Below are 16,201 nucleotides of genomic sequence, written 5' to 3'. Positions count from 1 at the left end.
CGCGCCGGTCCGCGCATCCGTGACCTCTCCGTGACCGGGTGGCCAGCGCCCTCCCAGCCGCCCTCCCTAGGATCGGGGGCGTCTAGGATTGTTGGACACCGCACAGCGAACCCGCGTATCGCCGCAAGAGCACAGAGGCACAAGTGACTTCCCAAACGACAGAGAAGCCCGCACGACGATCGAGAGTGACGCTCGCCATCGCGATAGCGATCGTGGTCGTCCTCGCCATCCTCTTCTTCGTCTTCTCGACGCTGTACACCGAGATCCTCTGGTACGACCAGCTGGGCTTCCTCAACGTACTCACCACGCAGTGGTTCGCGAGCGGCGTGATGTTCGTCATCGGTTTCCTGGCGATGGCCATCCCGGTCTGGGTCTCGATCGAGATCGCCTTCCGCCGGAGGCCCGTGTACGCCAAGCTCAACTCCCAGCTCGACCGCTACCAGCAGGTCATCGAGCCCCTCCGCCGCCTCGCCACCTTCGGCGTTCCCGCCGTGCTCGGCCTCTTCGCCGGCGTCGCCACCGCCTCGCGCTGGCAGCTCACGCTGCAGTACCTCAACCGCACGGCGTTCGGCCAGACCGACCCGCAGTTCGGTCTCGACATCTCGTTCTACATCTACGACCTGCCGTTCTGGCGCGGGGTCGTCGGCTTCGCCAGCGCCGTGGTCATCGTCTCGGGCCTCGCCGCCATCGCCACCAGCTACCTGTACGGCGCCATCCGCTTCTCGCAGCGGGAGGTGCGCATCTCGAAGGTCGCGCGCATCCAGATGGCCGTCACGGCGACCATCTACCTGCTGCTGCAGGCCGTGAGCATCTGGCTCGACCAGTACGCCACGCTCGCCAACAGCTCGGGGCTCATCACCGGTGCGAGCTACTCCGACGTGAACGCCACCATCCCGGGCCTCCAGATCCTCGCCGGCATCGCGGGCATCGTCGCCATCCTGTTCATCGTCGCGGCCATCATCGGCCGCTGGCGGCTGCCCATCATCGGTACCGCGCTCCTCATCGTGAGCGCCCTCATCCTCGGTTCGCTCGCTCCGTGGGTCGTGCAGCGCTTCCAGGTCGACCCGTCGGAGCGCACGCTCGAGCAGCCCTACATCCAGCGCAACATCGACATGACCCGCGAGGCCTACGGCGTCGCCGACCTCGAGGAGACCCCCTACGAGGCGACCACGAACGCCGAGGCGGGGGCGCTCCGCGACGACGCGGCGACCACGGCGAACATCCGCATCCTCGACCCCGCCCTCGTGACGCGGTCGTTCCAGCAGCTGCAGCAGTTCAGGCAGTACTACCAGTTCCCCGACCAGCTCGACGTCGACCGCTACGACATCAACGGTCAGAGCCAGGATGCGGTGGTCGCCGTGCGCGACATCGACATCGACGCGCTCGGCTCGTCGGCCACCTGGTACAACCAGACCGTCGTCTACACCCACGGCTACGGCGTGGTCGCCGCCTACGGCAACCAGCGCTCGGCCGACGGCCAGCCCGTGTTCCTCGAGTCGGGCATCCCGTCGGTGGGTGAGCTCGGCGACTTCGAGCCGCGGGTGTACTTCGGTGAGAACTCGCCGCCGTACTCGATCGTGGGCGGCCCGGAGGGCGGCTCGAACATCGAGCTCGACTACCCCTCGGGTTCCGACGGGGCGTCGCAGACGTACACGACCTTCCAGGGCGACGGCGGGCCGAAGCTCGACAACATCTTCAAGCGGCTGGTCTACGCCCTGAAGTTCCAGTCGGAGCAGATCTTCCTCTCCGACGCGGTGAACGACGACTCGCAGATCCTCTACGACCGCGACCCGGCCGAACGCGTATCGAAGGTGGCACCGTACCTCACCATCGACTCCGACCCGTACCCCTCGGTGGTCGACGGCAAGGTGGTCTGGGTGGTCGACGGCTACACCACCTCGGCGAACTACCCGTACTCGCGGGTGCAGTCGCTCAGCGAGTCGATCGCCGACACCTATACGCCCACGCCGGCGTACGCGGTCGACGACATCAACTACATCCGCAACTCGGTGAAGGCCACGGTCGACGCCTACGACGGCAAGGTCACCCTCTACGCCTGGGACGAGACCGACCCGCTGCTGCAGACCTGGGAGAAGATCTACCCGGCCACCATCAAGCCGATCAGCGAGATGTCGGGCGATCTGATGAGCCACGTGCGCTACCCGGCCGACCTGTTCAAGGTGCAGCGCTCCATCCTCGGCCAGTACCACGTGACGGATGCGGGCTCCTTCTACTCGCAGGAAGACGCCTGGACGACGCCCAACGACCCGACCTCGCCGTCGACCAACCCGACGCTGCAGCCGCCCTACTACCTCACGCTGCAGATGCCGACGCAGGACGACCCGTCGTACTCGCTCTACTCGACGTTCATCCCGCTGTCGCAGCAGGAGGCGGAGTCGTCGCGGAACGTGCTCACGGGCTATCTCGCGGTCGACGCGAACGCGGGCGAGACCGCGGGGGAGAAGTCGCCCGACTACGGCAAGCTGAGGCTGCTCACGCTGCCGAAGGACGACACCATCCCCGGCCCCGGTCAGGTGCAGAACAGCTTCTCGGCCGACCCGTCGGTCTCCTCCGCCCTCAACCTGCTGCGGCAGGGCGAGAGCTCGGTGATCAGCGGAAACCTGCTCACGCTCCCCGTGGGCGGCGGTCTGCTCTACGTGCAGCCGGTCTACGTGCAGTCGCGCGGTGAAACGAGCTTCCCGCTGCTGCAGAAGGTGCTGGTGTCGTTCGGCAACAAGATCGCGTTCGAGAACACCCTCGATGGCGCCCTCGACTCCCTCTTCGGCGGAGACTCCGGAGCGTCGGCCGGCGACGGCGACGTGACACCGGTCGACGGTGGCACCGACACCGGCACCGACACGGGAACGGGCACCGACACCGGAACGGATACAGGAACCGGAACCGACACGGGAACCGGGACGGGCTCGCCCGTCTCGGGCAACCCGGCTGTCGCGTCGGCCCTCGCCGACGCCGAGAAGGCACTCACCGACCGTGATGCGGCAATGGCCGCCGGCGACTGGACCGCCTACGGTGAGGCCGACGCCCGCCTCAAGGAGGCCATCGACCGCGCCATCGCCGCCGCGAACGGCTGATCGGGAGGCCGCCCCGGCGCCGATTCGTCATCTGCCGAAACCCGTGCTAGAGTTTCTTCTTGTGCCGCGGGGTGGAGCAGTTCGGTAGCTCGCTGGGCTCATAACCCAGAGGTCGCAGGTTCAAATCCTGTCCCCGCAACAAAAGAGGGCCCGTCCCGAACGAAAGTTCGAGACGGGCCCTCGCTTTTTCACGACAGGCGAGCGGCCGGGGAGCGCGCGATGACGGAGACTTCACCGATCACCTCGCTCGTCTACACCAGCGTCGCCACCGAGCCGCTCGAGCCGGGCGAGCTGTTCGCACTGCTCGACACCAGCCGCCGCAACAACGGGCGTGACGGCCTCACCGGGCTGCTGCTGCACCACGCCGACCGGTTCATCCAGGTGCTCGAGGGCCCCGCCGCCGCGGTGCGGTCGCGCATGGCGGTCATCACGGCCGACGGCCGCCACCGCAAGGTGCGCGTGCTGTTCGACGAGGAGTCCGCGTCGCGCCAGTTCCCTGAGTGGTCGATGGGGTTCCCCTCAGACGTCGCCGTCGGGCCGCACGAGGTGCGCGACGTGCCCGGCTTTCTGGGAACGTTCGCCGACATCGAGGCCGACACCGGAGCATCCGTTCGCGTGCCGGAGCTGAGGGCGCTCCTCCGCTGGTTCGAGCACCGGGCGAGGGGCGTCGGCGCGGGCGCGTAGCCCGCGGAGCCGCCGTTGCGGCGCTCAGGCGGCGGGCGCGGCGGGCGGGTCGGGCTCGAAGCGGTAGCCCATGCCGGTCTCGGTGAGGATGTGGCGAGGCTGGGAGGGCACCGGCTCGAGCTTCTTGCGCAGCTGGCCGATGTACAGGCGCAGGTACCCCGTCTCGTGAACGTTCGACGTGCCCCAGATCTCGGTGAACAGATCGGCGTGGGTGAGGAGCCGGTGAGGGTGCCGCACGAGCAGCTCGAGGATCTTCCACTCCGTCGGAGTGAGCTTCACCGGCCCGCGGCCCTCGCCCGAGATGACGTGCGCCCCCACGTCGACGGTGAGGCCACTGAGCGTCACCACCGGGCTCGTGGCGCCGCCGCTGCCCGGCGCGGGCGCGCGGCGGGTGAGCGCCCGCACCCGGGCGAGCAGCTCGTCGATGGCGAACGGCTTCGTGACGTAGTCGTCGGCGCCCGCGTCGAGGGCGTCGACCTTGTCGGCGGAGTCGGTGCGACCCGAGACCACGAGGATGGGCAGGGCCGACCAGGCCCGCACCGCTCTGATCACCTCCAGCCCGTCGAGCTGAGGCATGCCGAGGTCGAGCAGGAGGAGGTCGGGCGGATGCGCGGAGGCGGCGGCGATGGCCTCGCGGCCGTCTGAGGCAGTGACGATCTCGTGCCCGTGGGCGCCCAGGGTCACCCGCAGGGCGCGCACGATCTGCGGGTCGTCGTCGGCGACCAGGATCCTCATGCGGCGACCGCCGTCAGTGTGACCACCATCGTCGATCCTCCCCGGGGTGTCTCCTCGACCTCGAGCGTGCCGCCCATGCCCTCGACGAACCCTTTCGAGAGCGCGAGGCCGAGGCCGAGACCCGTGGTGTTGTCGGTGTCGCCGAGTCGTTGAAAGGGCACGAAGACATCCTCTCTCCGATCGGCCGGAATGCCCGGACCTCGGTCGACGACGCGCAGCTGCACCGTGCTGAGGAAGGCCGAGGCCGAGATCAGCACCCGGCTCCCGGCGGGGGAGTGCTTCAGGGCGTTCGAGAGCAGGTTCACGAGCACGCGTTCGAGCAGCACGGGGTCGGCGTCGACCCGGGGGAGCTCGGCGGGCAGGTCGATGTCGACCTCGTCGGGCCCGACGCCGAGCTCTTCGAGCGCCGCGGGCACGAGGTCGGCGACGTCGACGGGCTCCGACGCGACCGCGAGAACACCAGCCTGCAGCCGGCTCACGTCGAGCAGGTCGGTGAGCAGGCCGTTCAGCTGACGGAGCGAGGTCTCGGCGGTGTCGAGCAGTTCGGCGCGGTCGTCGTCGCTCATCGTGCGGCTCTGCAGGCCTGTCACGGCCGCCGTGGCTGCCGCGAGCGGGCGCCTGAGGTCGTGCCCGACGGCTGCCAGAAGCGCCGTGCGCACCCGGTCGGCGGCGGCGAGCGGAGCCATCTCGCGCGCGGTCTGCTCGAGATCGGCCTGCTCGAGCGCCGCGGCGAGCTGGGCGACGATCACCCCGAGCAGCCTGCGGTCGCCCGCCGACAGGGGGCGCCCGTGCAGCTCGAGCACCGTGTCGCTCGCGACGGGCACGCGGACGGGCTCCGCGGCGCCGGACACCTCGCCGTCGGCGGCCAGGGCGCGCTGGTCGGCGACGAGGCGCACGCCCGTCAGCCCGAAGGCCTCGCGGGTGCGGGTGACGAAAGCCTGGAGCGCGTCCTGCCCCCGCAGCACCTCGCCGGCGACACCGGCGATGAGCTCGGACTCGGCGGCCGAGCGTCGGGCGGCCCGTGACCGGCGTGCCGCGCGGTCGACCACCAGCGAGACCAGCAGCGCGATCACCACCGAGAGCACGAGCGCCGCCAGGTGGGTGGGCCGGTCGATCGTCACCGTGTAGAGCGGCTCGATGAAGAAGAAGTCGAGGGTGACGGCAGCGATCACCGCCGCGAACAGCGCGGGCCAGATTCCGCCGACGAGGGCCACGAGCACGATGAGCAGCTGGTAGCTCAGCACGTCGGTGGTGATGGAGTCGTCGCTGCGCAGCGTCACGAGCAGCCAGGTGAGCAGCGGCCCTCCGGCCACGGCCAGCACGAAACCCAGGATGCGCCGGCGCAACGTGAGCGACCCTCGCGCGAGCGGGAGGGAGAACCGTCCGCCGGCGGCGGCGTGGGTGACGATGTGCACGTCGATGTCGCCGGATTCGCGGATGACTGTTGCGCCGATCCCGGCTCCGGTGACGAGGGCGGTGAGGCGGGAGCGGCGGCTGACGCCGATGACGAGCTGGGTCGCATTCGCCGAGCGGGCGAACTCGACCAGCGCTGCGGGGATGTCGGTGCCGACCACTTGGTGGAAGGTGCCGCCGAGGCTCTCGACCAGGGAGCGTTGGGCGGCGAGGGCGCCGGGGTCGGCCTGCCTGAGCCCGTCTTGGCTGGTGACGTGCACGGCGAGGAGCTGCCCGCCCGCTGACCGGGCCGCGATCCGGGACCCGCGCCGGAGGAGGGTTTCTCCTTCGGGTCCGCCGGTGAGGGCGACGACCACCCGCTCGCGGGCTTCCCACTTCTGCCCGATGCCGTGCTCTGTGCGGTACTTCTGCAGGGAGGAGTCGACCTCGTCGGCGAGCCACAACAACGCGAGCTCTCGCAGGGCGGTGAGGTTCCCGAGCCGGAAGTAGTTCGACAGGGCCGCGTCGATCCGCGCCGCCGGATACACCACCCCCTCGCTCAACCGGTCGCGGAGGGCTTGGGGGGCGAGGTCGATGACCTCGATCTGGTCTGCCTGCCGCAGCACCGCATCCGGGATCGTCTCCCGCTGCGGCACCCCGGTGATCTGCTGCACCACGTCGTTGAGCGACTCGATGTGCTGGATGTTGACCGTCGAGATCACGTCGATACCGGCGTCGAGGAGGGTCTCGACATCCCGCCACCGCTTCTCGTGCCGCGACCCGGGCGCGTTCGTGTGGGCGAGCTCGTCGACGAGGGCGACGCGGGGAGCGCGGGCGAGCACGGCATCGAGGTCCATCTCCTGAAGCTCCACACCCCGGTGCGACACGACGGCGCGGGGGATGATCTCGAACCCCGCCGTCATCGCCTTCGTGGCGGCGCGCCCGTAGGTCTCCACGACCGCAACGACCACATCCTTGCCCGCGGCCCGCAGCCGCCGGCCCTCTTCGAGCATGGCGTAGGTCTTCCCCACCCCGGGCGCCGCCCCGAGCAGCACCCGCAACCGACCCTGCCTCACGACACCAGTCTGGCTTACGACGGCGTCGACACCGCCAGGGCCCGCTGCCGCCGGTAGCGGGCGGCCAGGAGCGACACGAGCACCGCCGACACGACGATGGAGACGCTCGAGCCGAGCAGCACCGCCAGCGTGCCCTCGTCGGCGACCTCGGGCGACCCCGCGAACGCGAGCTCGTTCATGAGGAGCGAGACGGTGAAGCCGACCCCGCCGAGAGCTCCCGCGGCGAGCAGCTCGGTCATCGGCAACCGCGAGGCCGGATCGCGCGGCCCGACCGCGACGGCGAGGCGACCGGCGACGGCGATGCCGACGAGCTTGCCCACCGGCAGGGCGACGAGGATGCCCCAGAACGGCGCGGCGAGACCCGACAGCCCCACCTGCGGCAACGGCACGAGCGCCGCCGAGAAGGCGAACAGCGGCAGGATGAAGCCGTTCGTGGCGGGTTCCAGCGCGTGCCGCACCCGCAGCCCGGGCCCGCGCAGCATGGCGAGGCCGAGTGCCACACCGGCGATGGTCGCGTGCACGCCCGAGAGGGAGACCAGGGCCCAGACCGTCACGGCGACGACGACCATCGCGACGATGACGAGGGCGCGCATCCGGGTGTGCAGCAAGCGGCTCAGCGCCCCGAACACCACGACGCCCACGACGGCGGCGATGAGCATCGGGATGCTCGGGTCGGCCGTGAAGAACACCGCGATGATGAGGATGGCGACGATGTCGTCGAGGATGGCGAGCGCCAGGATGAACACGCGCACCCGGGTGGGCAGGCCCTTGCCGAAGACGGCGAGCACGCCGAGGGCGAAGGCGATGTCGGTGGCCGTGGGGATGGGCCAGCCGCCCTCGTAGCCCGAACCCGCGGTGATGGCGAGGTAGACCAGCGCGGGCACGAGCACCCCGCCGAGCGCGGCGATCGCGGGGCGGAGCGCCTTCGACACGGAGTTGAGCTGCCCCGCGGTGAGCTCGTGCTTCAGCTCGACGGCCACCACGAAGAAGAACACGGCGAGGAGGCCGTCGCTGATCCAGTGGCCCACCGACAGGTCGAGCGGGGTGCCCGGGATGGCGAGGTGTGCATCCTGAAGCTCGAACAGGCCCGCACCGAGGGGGCTGTTCGCGGCGATCAGGCCGCCGGCGGCGGCGAGGAGCAGGAGCACGGCGGCGGCGCGCTCGGAACGGATGAGGCCCATGGGACTCCTAGCTGCCGCCGGGCGGCACGTCGGGACGGAAGGAGCGGCCCACACGACCGCCCGCCGACCAGACTTCCCGGCGCACCGCCACCCAGTCTACAAGAACGGGGTCGCCGGCTCCTGCCCCGTGAGCACCCGCCCGTGCACCTCGAAGTTCGTCTTCAGCGCGAGCGCGCCGTGCAACGACAGCGCATCGAGATCGCGATGGATGCGCTGGATGTCGACCGTACGCTGGATCGCCGACGCGCTGCTGATGTCGAACAGGGTGCGCACCGCCTGCCGGCACAGCTTCACCACCTGCGAGGCCTCGCCGCGCACCGCGGCCCGGGCGGAGACGTCGAGGTCGCGCCCGTCGATCGCCGCCGACATCACCCGCTCGGCGAGGTCGTCGCGGAGCAGGGCGGCGGCCTTCGTGGTGCTCGCGGCGTCGGAGACGTCGATGTGGGTCATCGGCGCCTCGGCCTGCACCCACGAGGTGTAGGTGATCTTCCGGCCGGGCAGGCGGTCGAGGAAGGCGTCGAGGGCTCCCTCCGCGGCCCCCACCGGTGCGCCCATGCTGTTGACCAGCACGAAGGGGAAGAACGCGGCGCGGTAGAGCGGGGAGTGCTTCGTGGTCTCGGAGAGGTTGAGCCCGCCGAGCGCCTCCATGAGCGGCAGCACCCGGTAGGAGGGGATGAACACGGCGTCGGCGGTGACGGCGTTGCTGCCGGTGCCGGCGAGGCCCGACGGGTCCCAGTCGTCCTCGATGGTGAGCTCGGTCATGGGCAGCAGCGCGAGCAGCATCGTGGGAGGCCCGTCGCTGCCGTCGTCGAGCACGGCCGCGAGGGTGTCCCAGCTGGCCGAACGGCACCCGGTGTTGAACGGCCAGCGCCCGCTCAGCAGGTAGCCGCCGTCGACCGGTGTGAGCCTTCCGCCCGGGCTGAAGATGCTGGCGACCCTCACATCGGGCGTGGTGAACACCTCGCGCTGCGCCTCGTCGGGGTAGTGCGCCACGAAGTACGTGCCGACGCTGTGCAGCGAGCTCACCCACGCGGTGGAGAGGTCGCCCCGGGCGACCGCCGAGAGCACCTTCACCTGATCGGTGAGCGGCAGCTCAAGCCCGCCGTACTCCCGCGGGGTGCTGATGCGGTAGACGCCCGCGCGCTCGAGCAGGTCGATCGACTCCTGCGGCACGCGGCGCTCGCTCTCGCCGCGGAGGCCGTTCGCGCGCAGGGTCTCCCGCGCCGCATCCACGGCGTCGAGCACGGTCGTGCCCTCGAGGGTGTCGGTGATCGTCATGGCTGTCTCCTTCGTCGCAGTGCCCTGAGCGGCCAGGGGCCGTGGGGGAGACGGTAGACGGATGCGCGGGCCGACTCGATCCGGATCCGGCGACCGTCGTCCGCATCCTGCAGCCGTCGTGCTTGAACGCTGCGACGGCGCGATGCATAATGCGAGCGACGTCGACCCGCACGAGGAGGTGCCCGCCGGTGGATTCCGTCAGCCCCTTGCGCGAGGTGCGAGACCTCAGCTCGACGAGCCCCGACGTCGTCTATCGCGAGGCGCGCCGGCTGATGAGCGACCATCGCATGTATCTGCCCGGGCGGGTGCGCACGATGCGGGCGAGCATCCGTGCGGCCCGGCTCGAGCGCTCGGCTCTGCTGTCGTTCGAGTACGGCCTCGCCACCGAGATCTGCTCGGCTCCGCTCGAGGGGTACTCCACGGTGCACGTGCCCGTGGCGGGGCGACTGCTGGTGGAGCACGAGGGCGCCTGGCACCCGGTGGGAACGGATGCGGCAGCCGTCTTCTCGCACGGCAGCCCGGTGCGCATGAGGTGGTCGAGCGATCTGCGGCTCGTGGTCGCGCGCATCGACCAGGAGGCGCTGCTCGACCGCCTCGGAGGCATGGTGCGGCTCGGCCGTGATCCGCTCGTCTTCTCGCCCTTCCTCGCGCGATCGGGCGCCGGGGGCAGCGTGTCGGGAGCCGTGCTCGCGATGACGGGAGCGCTCGAGGGCTGCGGGGCGGGTGGCCTGAACCCGGCGCTCGTCGGCCGGCTGGAGGAGCTCCTCATCTCGGGTCTGCTGCTCGGCCACCACCACAGCTACAGCGCGGCCCTCTCCGCCCCGGTCGCCGCCCCCTCACCCCGTCTGGTCGCACGCGCGGTCGAGCATCTCGAGGCGGATCTAGCGGCGCCGATCTCCTCCGCCCAGCTGGCCGCCGCCGTCGGGGTCTCGGAGCGCACGCTCTACGACGCCTTCCGCCGCGCGGTCGGCACCTCACCCCAGCGCCACCTCCGCGAGCTGCGGCTCGACCGCGCCCGTCAGGCGCTCGTCGACGGGAGCTGTGACTCCGTGGCGCAGGCGGCGCACGCGGTGGGCCTGCACCATCTCGGCCGGTTCGCCGCCTTGTACCGTCAGCGGTTCGGGGAGAGCCCGCACGAGACGCTGCGGGGTTCACCGCGATGGTGAACCCCGGTCTATTCGGGTGTCGGGGGCGGCCAGTAGGGTGAGCGCATGCTGATCGTGACGACCAACGACGTTCCCGGCCACCGCATCACCCAGGTCTTCGGGGAGGTGTTCGGCCTCACGGTGCGCTCGCGGCACATCGGCTCGAACATCGGCGCCTCGTTCAAGGCGCTGGCGGGTGGTGAGCTCAAGGGCATCACCGAGCTGCTGCACGAGACCAGGCAGGAGGCGCTGTCGCGCCTCGAGGCGGAGGCGCAGCAGAAGGGTGGCAACGCGGTGGTCGCGTTCCGCTTCGAGACCAACGACTACGCCGACACCGGCGGGGTCGAGGTGTGCGCCTACGGCACCGCCGTCACCATCGAGCAGCTCTGAGCCGGGCGCGGCGGGCGGTGCGATCGTGAGCTTCCAGGCGTATCTCGACACCATCAGGGAGAAGACCGGCAAGGGCCCCGACGACTTCCGGGCCCTCGCGGCCGAGCGCGGGCTCGCCGGCCCCGGGGTGAAGGCGGGCGACGTCGTGGCGTGGCTCGCCGACGACTTCGGGCTCGGGCGCGGGCACGCGATGGCGATCTACTCGATCCTCAAGAACGACGCGTCGCCCCGGCCCGCCGCCGAAGACCGGGTCGCGAAGCAGTTCGCCGGAGCGAAGGCGGTCTGGCAGCCCACCTTCGACGCGATCGTCGCCCACGCCCGGTCGCTCGGCGACGACGTGGGTCTCGCCCCCACCGACAGCTACGTGAGTCTCGTGCGCGACGGCCGCAAGTTCGCCGTGGTGGCCGCGACGGCGAAGCGGCTCGACCTCGGGCTGAAGCTCAAGAACGACGACCCGGGGGAGCGCTTCGAGCCCTCGGGGAGCTGGAACGCGATGGTCACCCACCGCGCCCGCCTCGACGACCCGGCACAGCTCGACGCCGAGCTTCTGCGCTGGATCGACAGGGCCTACGCCGAGGCGTGATGCAATAGAGGGGTGACGATCCACGCCGACCCCTCGCTGCCCGACACCGCGACAGCGCCGCCCCTCGACGACCGGGCTGCCGAGCTGCTGCGCGCCGACTTCCCGATCCTCTCGCGCACGGTGAACGGGCATCCGCTCGTCTACCTCGACTCGGGGGCCACCTCGCAGAAGCCGCAGAGCGTCATCGACGTGGAGCGCGCCTACTACGAGACCACCAACGCGGCGGTGCACCGCGGCGCGCACACCCTCGCCGGCGAGGCCACCGAGCTGTTCGAAGACGCCAGGGCCACCGTCGCCGCGTTCGTCGGGGCGCGGCCGGAGGAGATCGTGTGGACCTCGAACGCCACCGAGGGCCTCAACCTCATCGCCTACGGCATGTCGAACGCCACCCTCGGCCGCGGCGGCGAGGCCGCGCGGCGGTTCCGTCTCGGGGAGGGCGACGAGATCGTCGTCACCGAGCTCGAGCACCACGCGAACCTCGTGCCCTGGCAGGAGCTCGCCTTCCGCACCGGGGCCACCTTGCGCGTGATCGGGCTCACCGACGACGGGCGGCTCGACCTCGGGCAGGCGGCCGAGCTGATCGGCGAACGCACCCGCGTGGTGGCCTTCGCCCACGTCTCGAACGTGCTGGGCACCGTCAACCCGGTGGCCGAGCTCGTCGCCCTGGCCCACGGCGTCGGTGCGCTCGTCGTGCTCGACGCCTGCCAGTCGGCGCCGCACATGCCGCTCGACCTGGGCGCCCTCGACGTCGACTTCGCCGTGTTCTCGGGCCACAAGATGCTCGCGCCCACCGGCATCGGCGTGCTCTACGGCAAGCAGGAGCTGCTCGACGCGCTGCCCCCCTTCCTCACGGGCGGCTCGATGATCACCACGGTCGGGCTCACCGAGTCGGAGTTCCTCCCCGCCCCGCTGCGCTTCGAGGCCGGCACCCAGCGCGTGTCGCAGGCGATCGCGCTGGCCGAAGCCGTGCGCTACCTCGAGGGGGTGGGGCTCGACCGCATCCACGCGTGGGAGAGCGAGCTCGGGCTGCGGCTGCACCGGGGACTCTCGGCGATCGAGGGCGTACGAGTGCTCGGGCCGGCACCGGATGCGCGGGGCGGAGTCGAGCGGGTCGGTCTCGCGAGCTTCGTGGTCGAGGGGGTGCACGCGCACGACGTGGGGCAGTTCCTCGACGACCGCGGCATCGCCGTGCGCGTCGGGCACCACTGCGCGCAGCCGGCCCACCGCCGCTACGGGGTGACGGCCACCACGCGGGCCTCCGCCTATCTCTACAACACGACAGCCGATGTCGACGCCGCGGTCGCCGCGGTCGCCGACTCGCGCGAGTTCTTCGGGCTGGCGTGATGGCGTCGCGCGAGCTGGAGTCGATGTACCAGCAGGTCATCCTCGACCACGCAAAACAGAAGCACGGGTTCGGGCTGCGGGAAGGTGCGACCGGCTCGTCGCACCAGATCAACCCGACCTGCGGCGACGAGGTCACCCTGCAGGTGCACCGCGATGCCGCCGGACGGGTGGCGTCGATCAGCTGGGAGGGGCAGGGGTGCTCCATCTCGACGGCCTCGGCGTCGGTGCTGAACGACCTCGTCGTCGACCTCAGCGACGACGACGCGGGGGCGCGCATCGACGCGTTCCGCGAGCTCATGCAGTCGAAGGGTGCGATCGAGGGCGACGAGGAGCTGCTCGGCGACGCGGTCGCCCTCGGTGGGGTGTCGCGCTACGTCACCCGCATCAAGTGCGCGATGCTTCCCTGGGTCGCGTTCGAGCAGGCCCTCCTCGGTCGCTGAGCCCCGCGGTGCCGCCCGCGCGGCCGCGCCGCCGCGCTGCCGCGCCCGGCCGCCCGCGGGCTTCGCGCCGAACGACGGAGTTTCGGGTGGACGGAGGCACGAGCATCCGTCGTTCTGCCGAATCGGGCCGAAACTCCGTCGTTCGGGCGGGCGGGCGGGAGTCCCTAGGATCGCGGTATGAGCATCGACGAACCGGGGGCCGAGCGGCGGAGGCTCGCCGAGGCGGATGCCGCCGAGCCGGGGGCGCAGGGGGCGTGGCGCGACTGGGGCCCGTACCTCGCCGAGCGCGCCTGGGGCACCGTGCGCGAGGATTACTCCGCGAGCGGCGACGCGTGGCGGTTCTTCCCGCACGACGACGCGCGGTCGCGCAGCTACCGGTGGAACGAAGACGGCATGGCGGGCTTCTGCGACGAGCAGCAGCGCTGGTGCCTGGGGCTCGCGCTGTGGAACGGGGTCGACCCGATCCTCAAGGAACGGATGTTCGGGCTGGCCGGCCCCGAGGGCAACCACGGCGAAGACGCCAAGGAGTACTGGTGGTACCTCGACGCCACCCCCTCGCACTCGTGGCAGCGCTGGCGGTACCACTACCCGCAGTCCGCGTTCCCCTACGAGCAGCTGGTGGAGGAGAACGCCCGCCGCGGCAAGGACGAGCCCGAGTTCGAGCTCGCCGACACCGGCGTGTTCGACGACGACCGGTTCTGGGTGGTCAGCGTCGACTACGCCAAGGCCAGCGCCCACGACCTGCTCATGACCGTGACCGTCGAGAACGCGGGCCCCGACGAGGCGAGCATCCACGTGCTGCCGAGCCTGTGGCTGCGCGACACCTGGAGCTGGGACCTCGAGCAGCCCCCGCGGCCCCGCCTCCGCACCGCCGACGGCGAGCCCGGCGCGGTCGTCGCCGAGCTCCCCGGCGACGACGACCTGCTGCTGCGCCTCGACCCCGCGGGCGCCGACCACACCGATCGCCTGCTGTTCTGCGAGAACGAGAGCAACCGCGCCCGCCTCTACGACGAATCCGCCACCACCCCGTACCCCAAAGACGGCATCGGCGACCACGTCGTCTCGGGCGCGCCCACCGTGAACCCGGCTGGCGAGGGCAGCAAGGCCGCGTTCCACCGCATCCTCACTGTCCCGCCCGGCGGGAGCCGCGAGCTGCGCCTGAGGCTCACCCGACGAGCGGATGCTCCTGCCGCACCAACCGCGTTCGCCGACTTCTCCGCCACGATCGCGACGCGACGGGCCGAGGCCGACGAGTTCTACGCATCCGTTCTCCCCGCCCAGGCCGACGAGGAGGAACGCCGCATCGCCCGCCAGGCCTTCGCGGGTCTGCTCTGGTCAAAGCAGTTCTACCACTTCGACGTGCGCCGCTGGCTCGCCGGCGACCCCACCTCGCCGCCCCCTCCGCACGGCCGCGGAGCCGTGCGCAACGGCGACTGGCGGCACCTGTCGAGCCACGACGTCATCCTCATGCCCGACCCCTGGGAGTACCCGTGGTTCGCCGCCTGGGACCTCGCCTTCCACTGCGTCACCCTCGCCCACATCGACCCCGAGTTCGCCAAGCGGCAGCTCGTGCTCATCCTGCGCGAGTGGTACATGCACCCGAACGGTCAGCTCCCCGCCTACGAGTGGGACTTCGGTGACGTGAACCCGCCGATCGAGGCGTGGGCGGCGCTCCGCGTGTTCGAGATCGACGGGTCGCGCGACTTCCACTTCCTCAGCCGCATCTTCCACAAGCTGCTGATGAACTTCACCTGGTGGACGAACAACAAAGACCACGGTGACAACAACCTGTTCGAGGGCGGCTTCATGGGCCTCGACAACATCGCCCCCCTCGACCGCTCGACCCTGCCGCCCGAGGTCGGCACCCTCGAGCAGGCCGACGCCACCGGCTGGATGGCGACCTACGCGCTGCACCTGCTCGACATGGCGCTGCTGCTCACCGCTCACGACCCGGCCTACGAAGACGTGGCGACGAAGTTCCTCGAGCATTTTTTGGCGATCGCCGGCAGCGCCAACGAGGCGGGGTTGTGGGACGACACCGACGCCTTCTACTACGACGTGCTGCACCTCGCCGACGGTCGCGACGTGCCGATGAAGGTGCGGTCGCTGGTGGGCCTCGTCCCGGTGACGGCCTCGCTGGTGTTCGAGCGCGAGAAGATGGGCGAGCTCGACGAGTTCGTGCGCCGCGGCGCCGCCTTCCTCGAGCGCCACCCCGGCTACCGCTCGCTCGTGCACATCCGCCGCGGTGCCGACGGGGTGAAGAGCCTGCTCGCCTTCGTGACGCCCGAGAAGCTCGAGCGCGTGCTCACGGGCGTGGTCGACGAGCAGCGGATGCTGTCACCCTACGGAATCCGGAGCATCTCTGCCTGGCACCGCGAGCATCCGTTCCGGGTCGAGGTCGACGGGGTGGAGGCGGTCGTCGACTACGAGCCGGGGGAGTCGACCTCGGGCCTGTTCGGCGGCAACTCGAACTGGCGGGGGCCGGTGTGGTTCCCGCTCAACGTGCTCATCATCGAGTCGCTGCGCGGGTACGACGTGAGTCTCGGGGAGCGGCACACCGTGGAGTACCCGGCCGGGTCGGGCGTGCAGCACAGCTTCGGCGAGGTGGCCGACGACCTGGCGAAGCGGCTGGTGTCGCTGTTCAGGCGAACACCCGACGGGGGGCCGAGGCCGGCGGATGCGCGGTATCCGCTGCTCTCGGAGCATCCGCGGTGGCGGGAGAACATCGCGTTCTACGAGTACTTCCACGGCGACACCGGGCAGGGCCTCGGCGCCTCGCACCAGACGGGGTGGACGGCGCTCGTGGCGCACCTGATCGTGACGCGGCGGCACTGAGCGCGGAGCGGCGCCGACCCGCGGGC

The 16,201-nt window shown here is 70.9% G+C and carries 12 protein-coding genes and 1 tRNA gene; 9 read left to right on the top strand and 4 right to left on the bottom strand.

What is annotated here, in order from left to right; genetic code table 11:
- Positions 1 to 185 precede the first annotated feature (185 nt).
- From HL652_RS09920 to HL652_RS09910, 3 genes are all read left to right on the top strand, one after another.
- Positions 186 to 3,092, top strand: coding sequence for a UPF0182 family membrane protein (locus HL652_RS09920; RefSeq protein WP_253743763.1), 2,907 nt, complete (start codon positions 186 to 188; stop codon positions 3,090 to 3,092).
- A 65-nt stretch (positions 3,093 to 3,157) separates the two neighbouring features.
- Positions 3,158 to 3,231, top strand: a tRNA-Met gene (locus tag HL652_RS09915).
- 80 nt (positions 3,232 to 3,311) lie between these two features.
- A complete protein-coding gene (locus tag HL652_RS09910; RefSeq protein WP_171705176.1) occupies positions 3,312 to 3,776 on the top strand; it encodes a BLUF domain-containing protein in 465 nt (154 codons plus the stop codon).
- Positions 3,777 to 3,800: 24 nt separating this feature from the next.
- Here the strand turns inward: HL652_RS09910 and HL652_RS09905 are convergent, their stop codons facing one another.
- From HL652_RS09905 to HL652_RS09890, 4 genes are all read right to left on the bottom strand, one after another.
- The gene (locus HL652_RS09905; RefSeq protein WP_171705175.1) at positions 3,801 to 4,511 is read right to left on the bottom strand and encodes a response regulator; all 711 of its coding nucleotides are present in this window, start codon (positions 4,509 to 4,511) and stop codon (positions 3,801 to 3,803) included.
- Entirely contained in the window at positions 4,508 to 6,979 is a 2,472-nt protein-coding gene (locus tag HL652_RS09900) for an ATP-binding protein (RefSeq protein WP_216604061.1), read from the bottom strand. The genes HL652_RS09905 and HL652_RS09900 overlap by 4 nt, the downstream gene beginning before the upstream one ends.
- A 14-nt stretch (positions 6,980 to 6,993) precedes the next feature.
- The gene (locus tag HL652_RS09895) at positions 6,994 to 8,160 is read right to left on the bottom strand and encodes a Na+/H+ antiporter NhaA (RefSeq protein ID WP_171705174.1); all 1,167 of its coding nucleotides are present in this window, start codon (positions 8,158 to 8,160) and stop codon (positions 6,994 to 6,996) included.
- A 96-nt stretch (positions 8,161 to 8,256) separates the two neighbouring features.
- Positions 8,257 to 9,438, bottom strand: coding sequence for an acyl-CoA dehydrogenase family protein (locus HL652_RS09890; RefSeq protein WP_171705173.1), 1,182 nt, complete (start codon positions 9,436 to 9,438; stop codon positions 8,257 to 8,259).
- A 188-nt stretch (positions 9,439 to 9,626) separates the two neighbouring features.
- On the opposite strand from HL652_RS09890, the gene HL652_RS09885 reads away from it, so the two are divergent.
- The 6 genes from HL652_RS09885 (at position 9,627) to HL652_RS09860 (ending at position 16,175) form a co-directional block, all read left to right on the top strand.
- Positions 9,627 to 10,604, top strand: coding sequence for an AraC family transcriptional regulator (locus HL652_RS09885; RefSeq protein ID WP_171705172.1), 978 nt, complete (start codon positions 9,627 to 9,629; stop codon positions 10,602 to 10,604).
- Between the two features lie 45 nt (positions 10,605 to 10,649).
- Entirely contained in the window at positions 10,650 to 10,973 is a 324-nt protein-coding gene (locus HL652_RS09880) for a YbjQ family protein (protein WP_171705171.1), read from the top strand.
- 25 nt (positions 10,974 to 10,998) lie between these two features.
- Positions 10,999 to 11,556: a DUF4287 domain-containing protein gene (locus HL652_RS09875; RefSeq protein WP_171705170.1), complete on the top strand. Its 558-nt coding sequence runs from the start codon at positions 10,999 to 11,001 to the stop codon at positions 11,554 to 11,556.
- A 36-nt stretch (positions 11,557 to 11,592) separates the two neighbouring features.
- Complete coding sequence (locus HL652_RS09870) at positions 11,593 to 12,900, top strand: SufS family cysteine desulfurase (protein ID WP_171707274.1); 1,308 nt, start codon at positions 11,593 to 11,595, stop codon at positions 12,898 to 12,900.
- Positions 12,900 to 13,340 carry a Fe-S cluster assembly sulfur transfer protein SufU gene (sufU, locus tag HL652_RS09865; protein ID WP_171705169.1) on the top strand — a complete coding sequence of 147 codons (441 nt, stop codon included), beginning with the start codon at positions 12,900 to 12,902 and terminating at the stop codon, positions 13,338 to 13,340. The genes HL652_RS09870 and sufU overlap by 1 nt, the downstream gene beginning before the upstream one ends.
- Positions 13,341 to 13,517: 177 nt before the next feature.
- Complete coding sequence (locus HL652_RS09860; RefSeq protein WP_171705168.1) at positions 13,518 to 16,175, top strand: MGH1-like glycoside hydrolase domain-containing protein; 2,658 nt, start codon at positions 13,518 to 13,520, stop codon at positions 16,173 to 16,175.
- Positions 16,176 to 16,201 lie beyond the last annotated feature (26 nt).

It is taken from the genome of Herbiconiux sp. SALV-R1, assembly GCF_013113715.1.
Taxonomy (GTDB): Bacteria; Actinomycetota; Actinomycetes; order Actinomycetales; family Microbacteriaceae; genus Herbiconiux.
The sequence above is the reverse complement of the archived record's forward strand: the minus strand, read 5'-3'. Positions and strand labels throughout refer to the sequence as shown.

What these genes read in the sequence shown, in the direction of transcription:
- HL652_RS09860 (WP_171705168.1), top strand. Translation starts at nt 13,518, where the DNA reads ATGAGCATCGACGAACCGGGGGCCGAGCGGCGGAGGCTCGCCGAGGCG.
- sufU (WP_171705169.1), top strand. Translation starts at nt 12,900, where the DNA reads ATGGCGTCGCGCGAGCTGGAGTCGATGTACCAGCAGGTCATCCTCGAC.
- HL652_RS09910 (WP_171705176.1), top strand. Translation starts at nt 3,312, where the DNA reads ATGACGGAGACTTCACCGATCACCTCGCTCGTCTACACCAGCGTCGCC.
- HL652_RS09880 (WP_171705171.1), top strand. Translation starts at nt 10,650, where the DNA reads ATGCTGATCGTGACGACCAACGACGTTCCCGGCCACCGCATCACCCAG.
- HL652_RS09890 (WP_171705173.1), bottom strand. Translation starts at nt 9,438, where the DNA reads ATGACGATCACCGACACCCTCGAGGGCACGACCGTGCTCGACGCCGTG.
- HL652_RS09895 (WP_171705174.1), bottom strand. Translation starts at nt 8,160, where the DNA reads ATGGGCCTCATCCGTTCCGAGCGCGCCGCCGCCGTGCTCCTGCTCCTC.
- HL652_RS09905 (WP_171705175.1), bottom strand. Translation starts at nt 4,511, where the DNA reads ATGAGGATCCTGGTCGCCGACGACGACCCGCAGATCGTGCGCGCCCTG.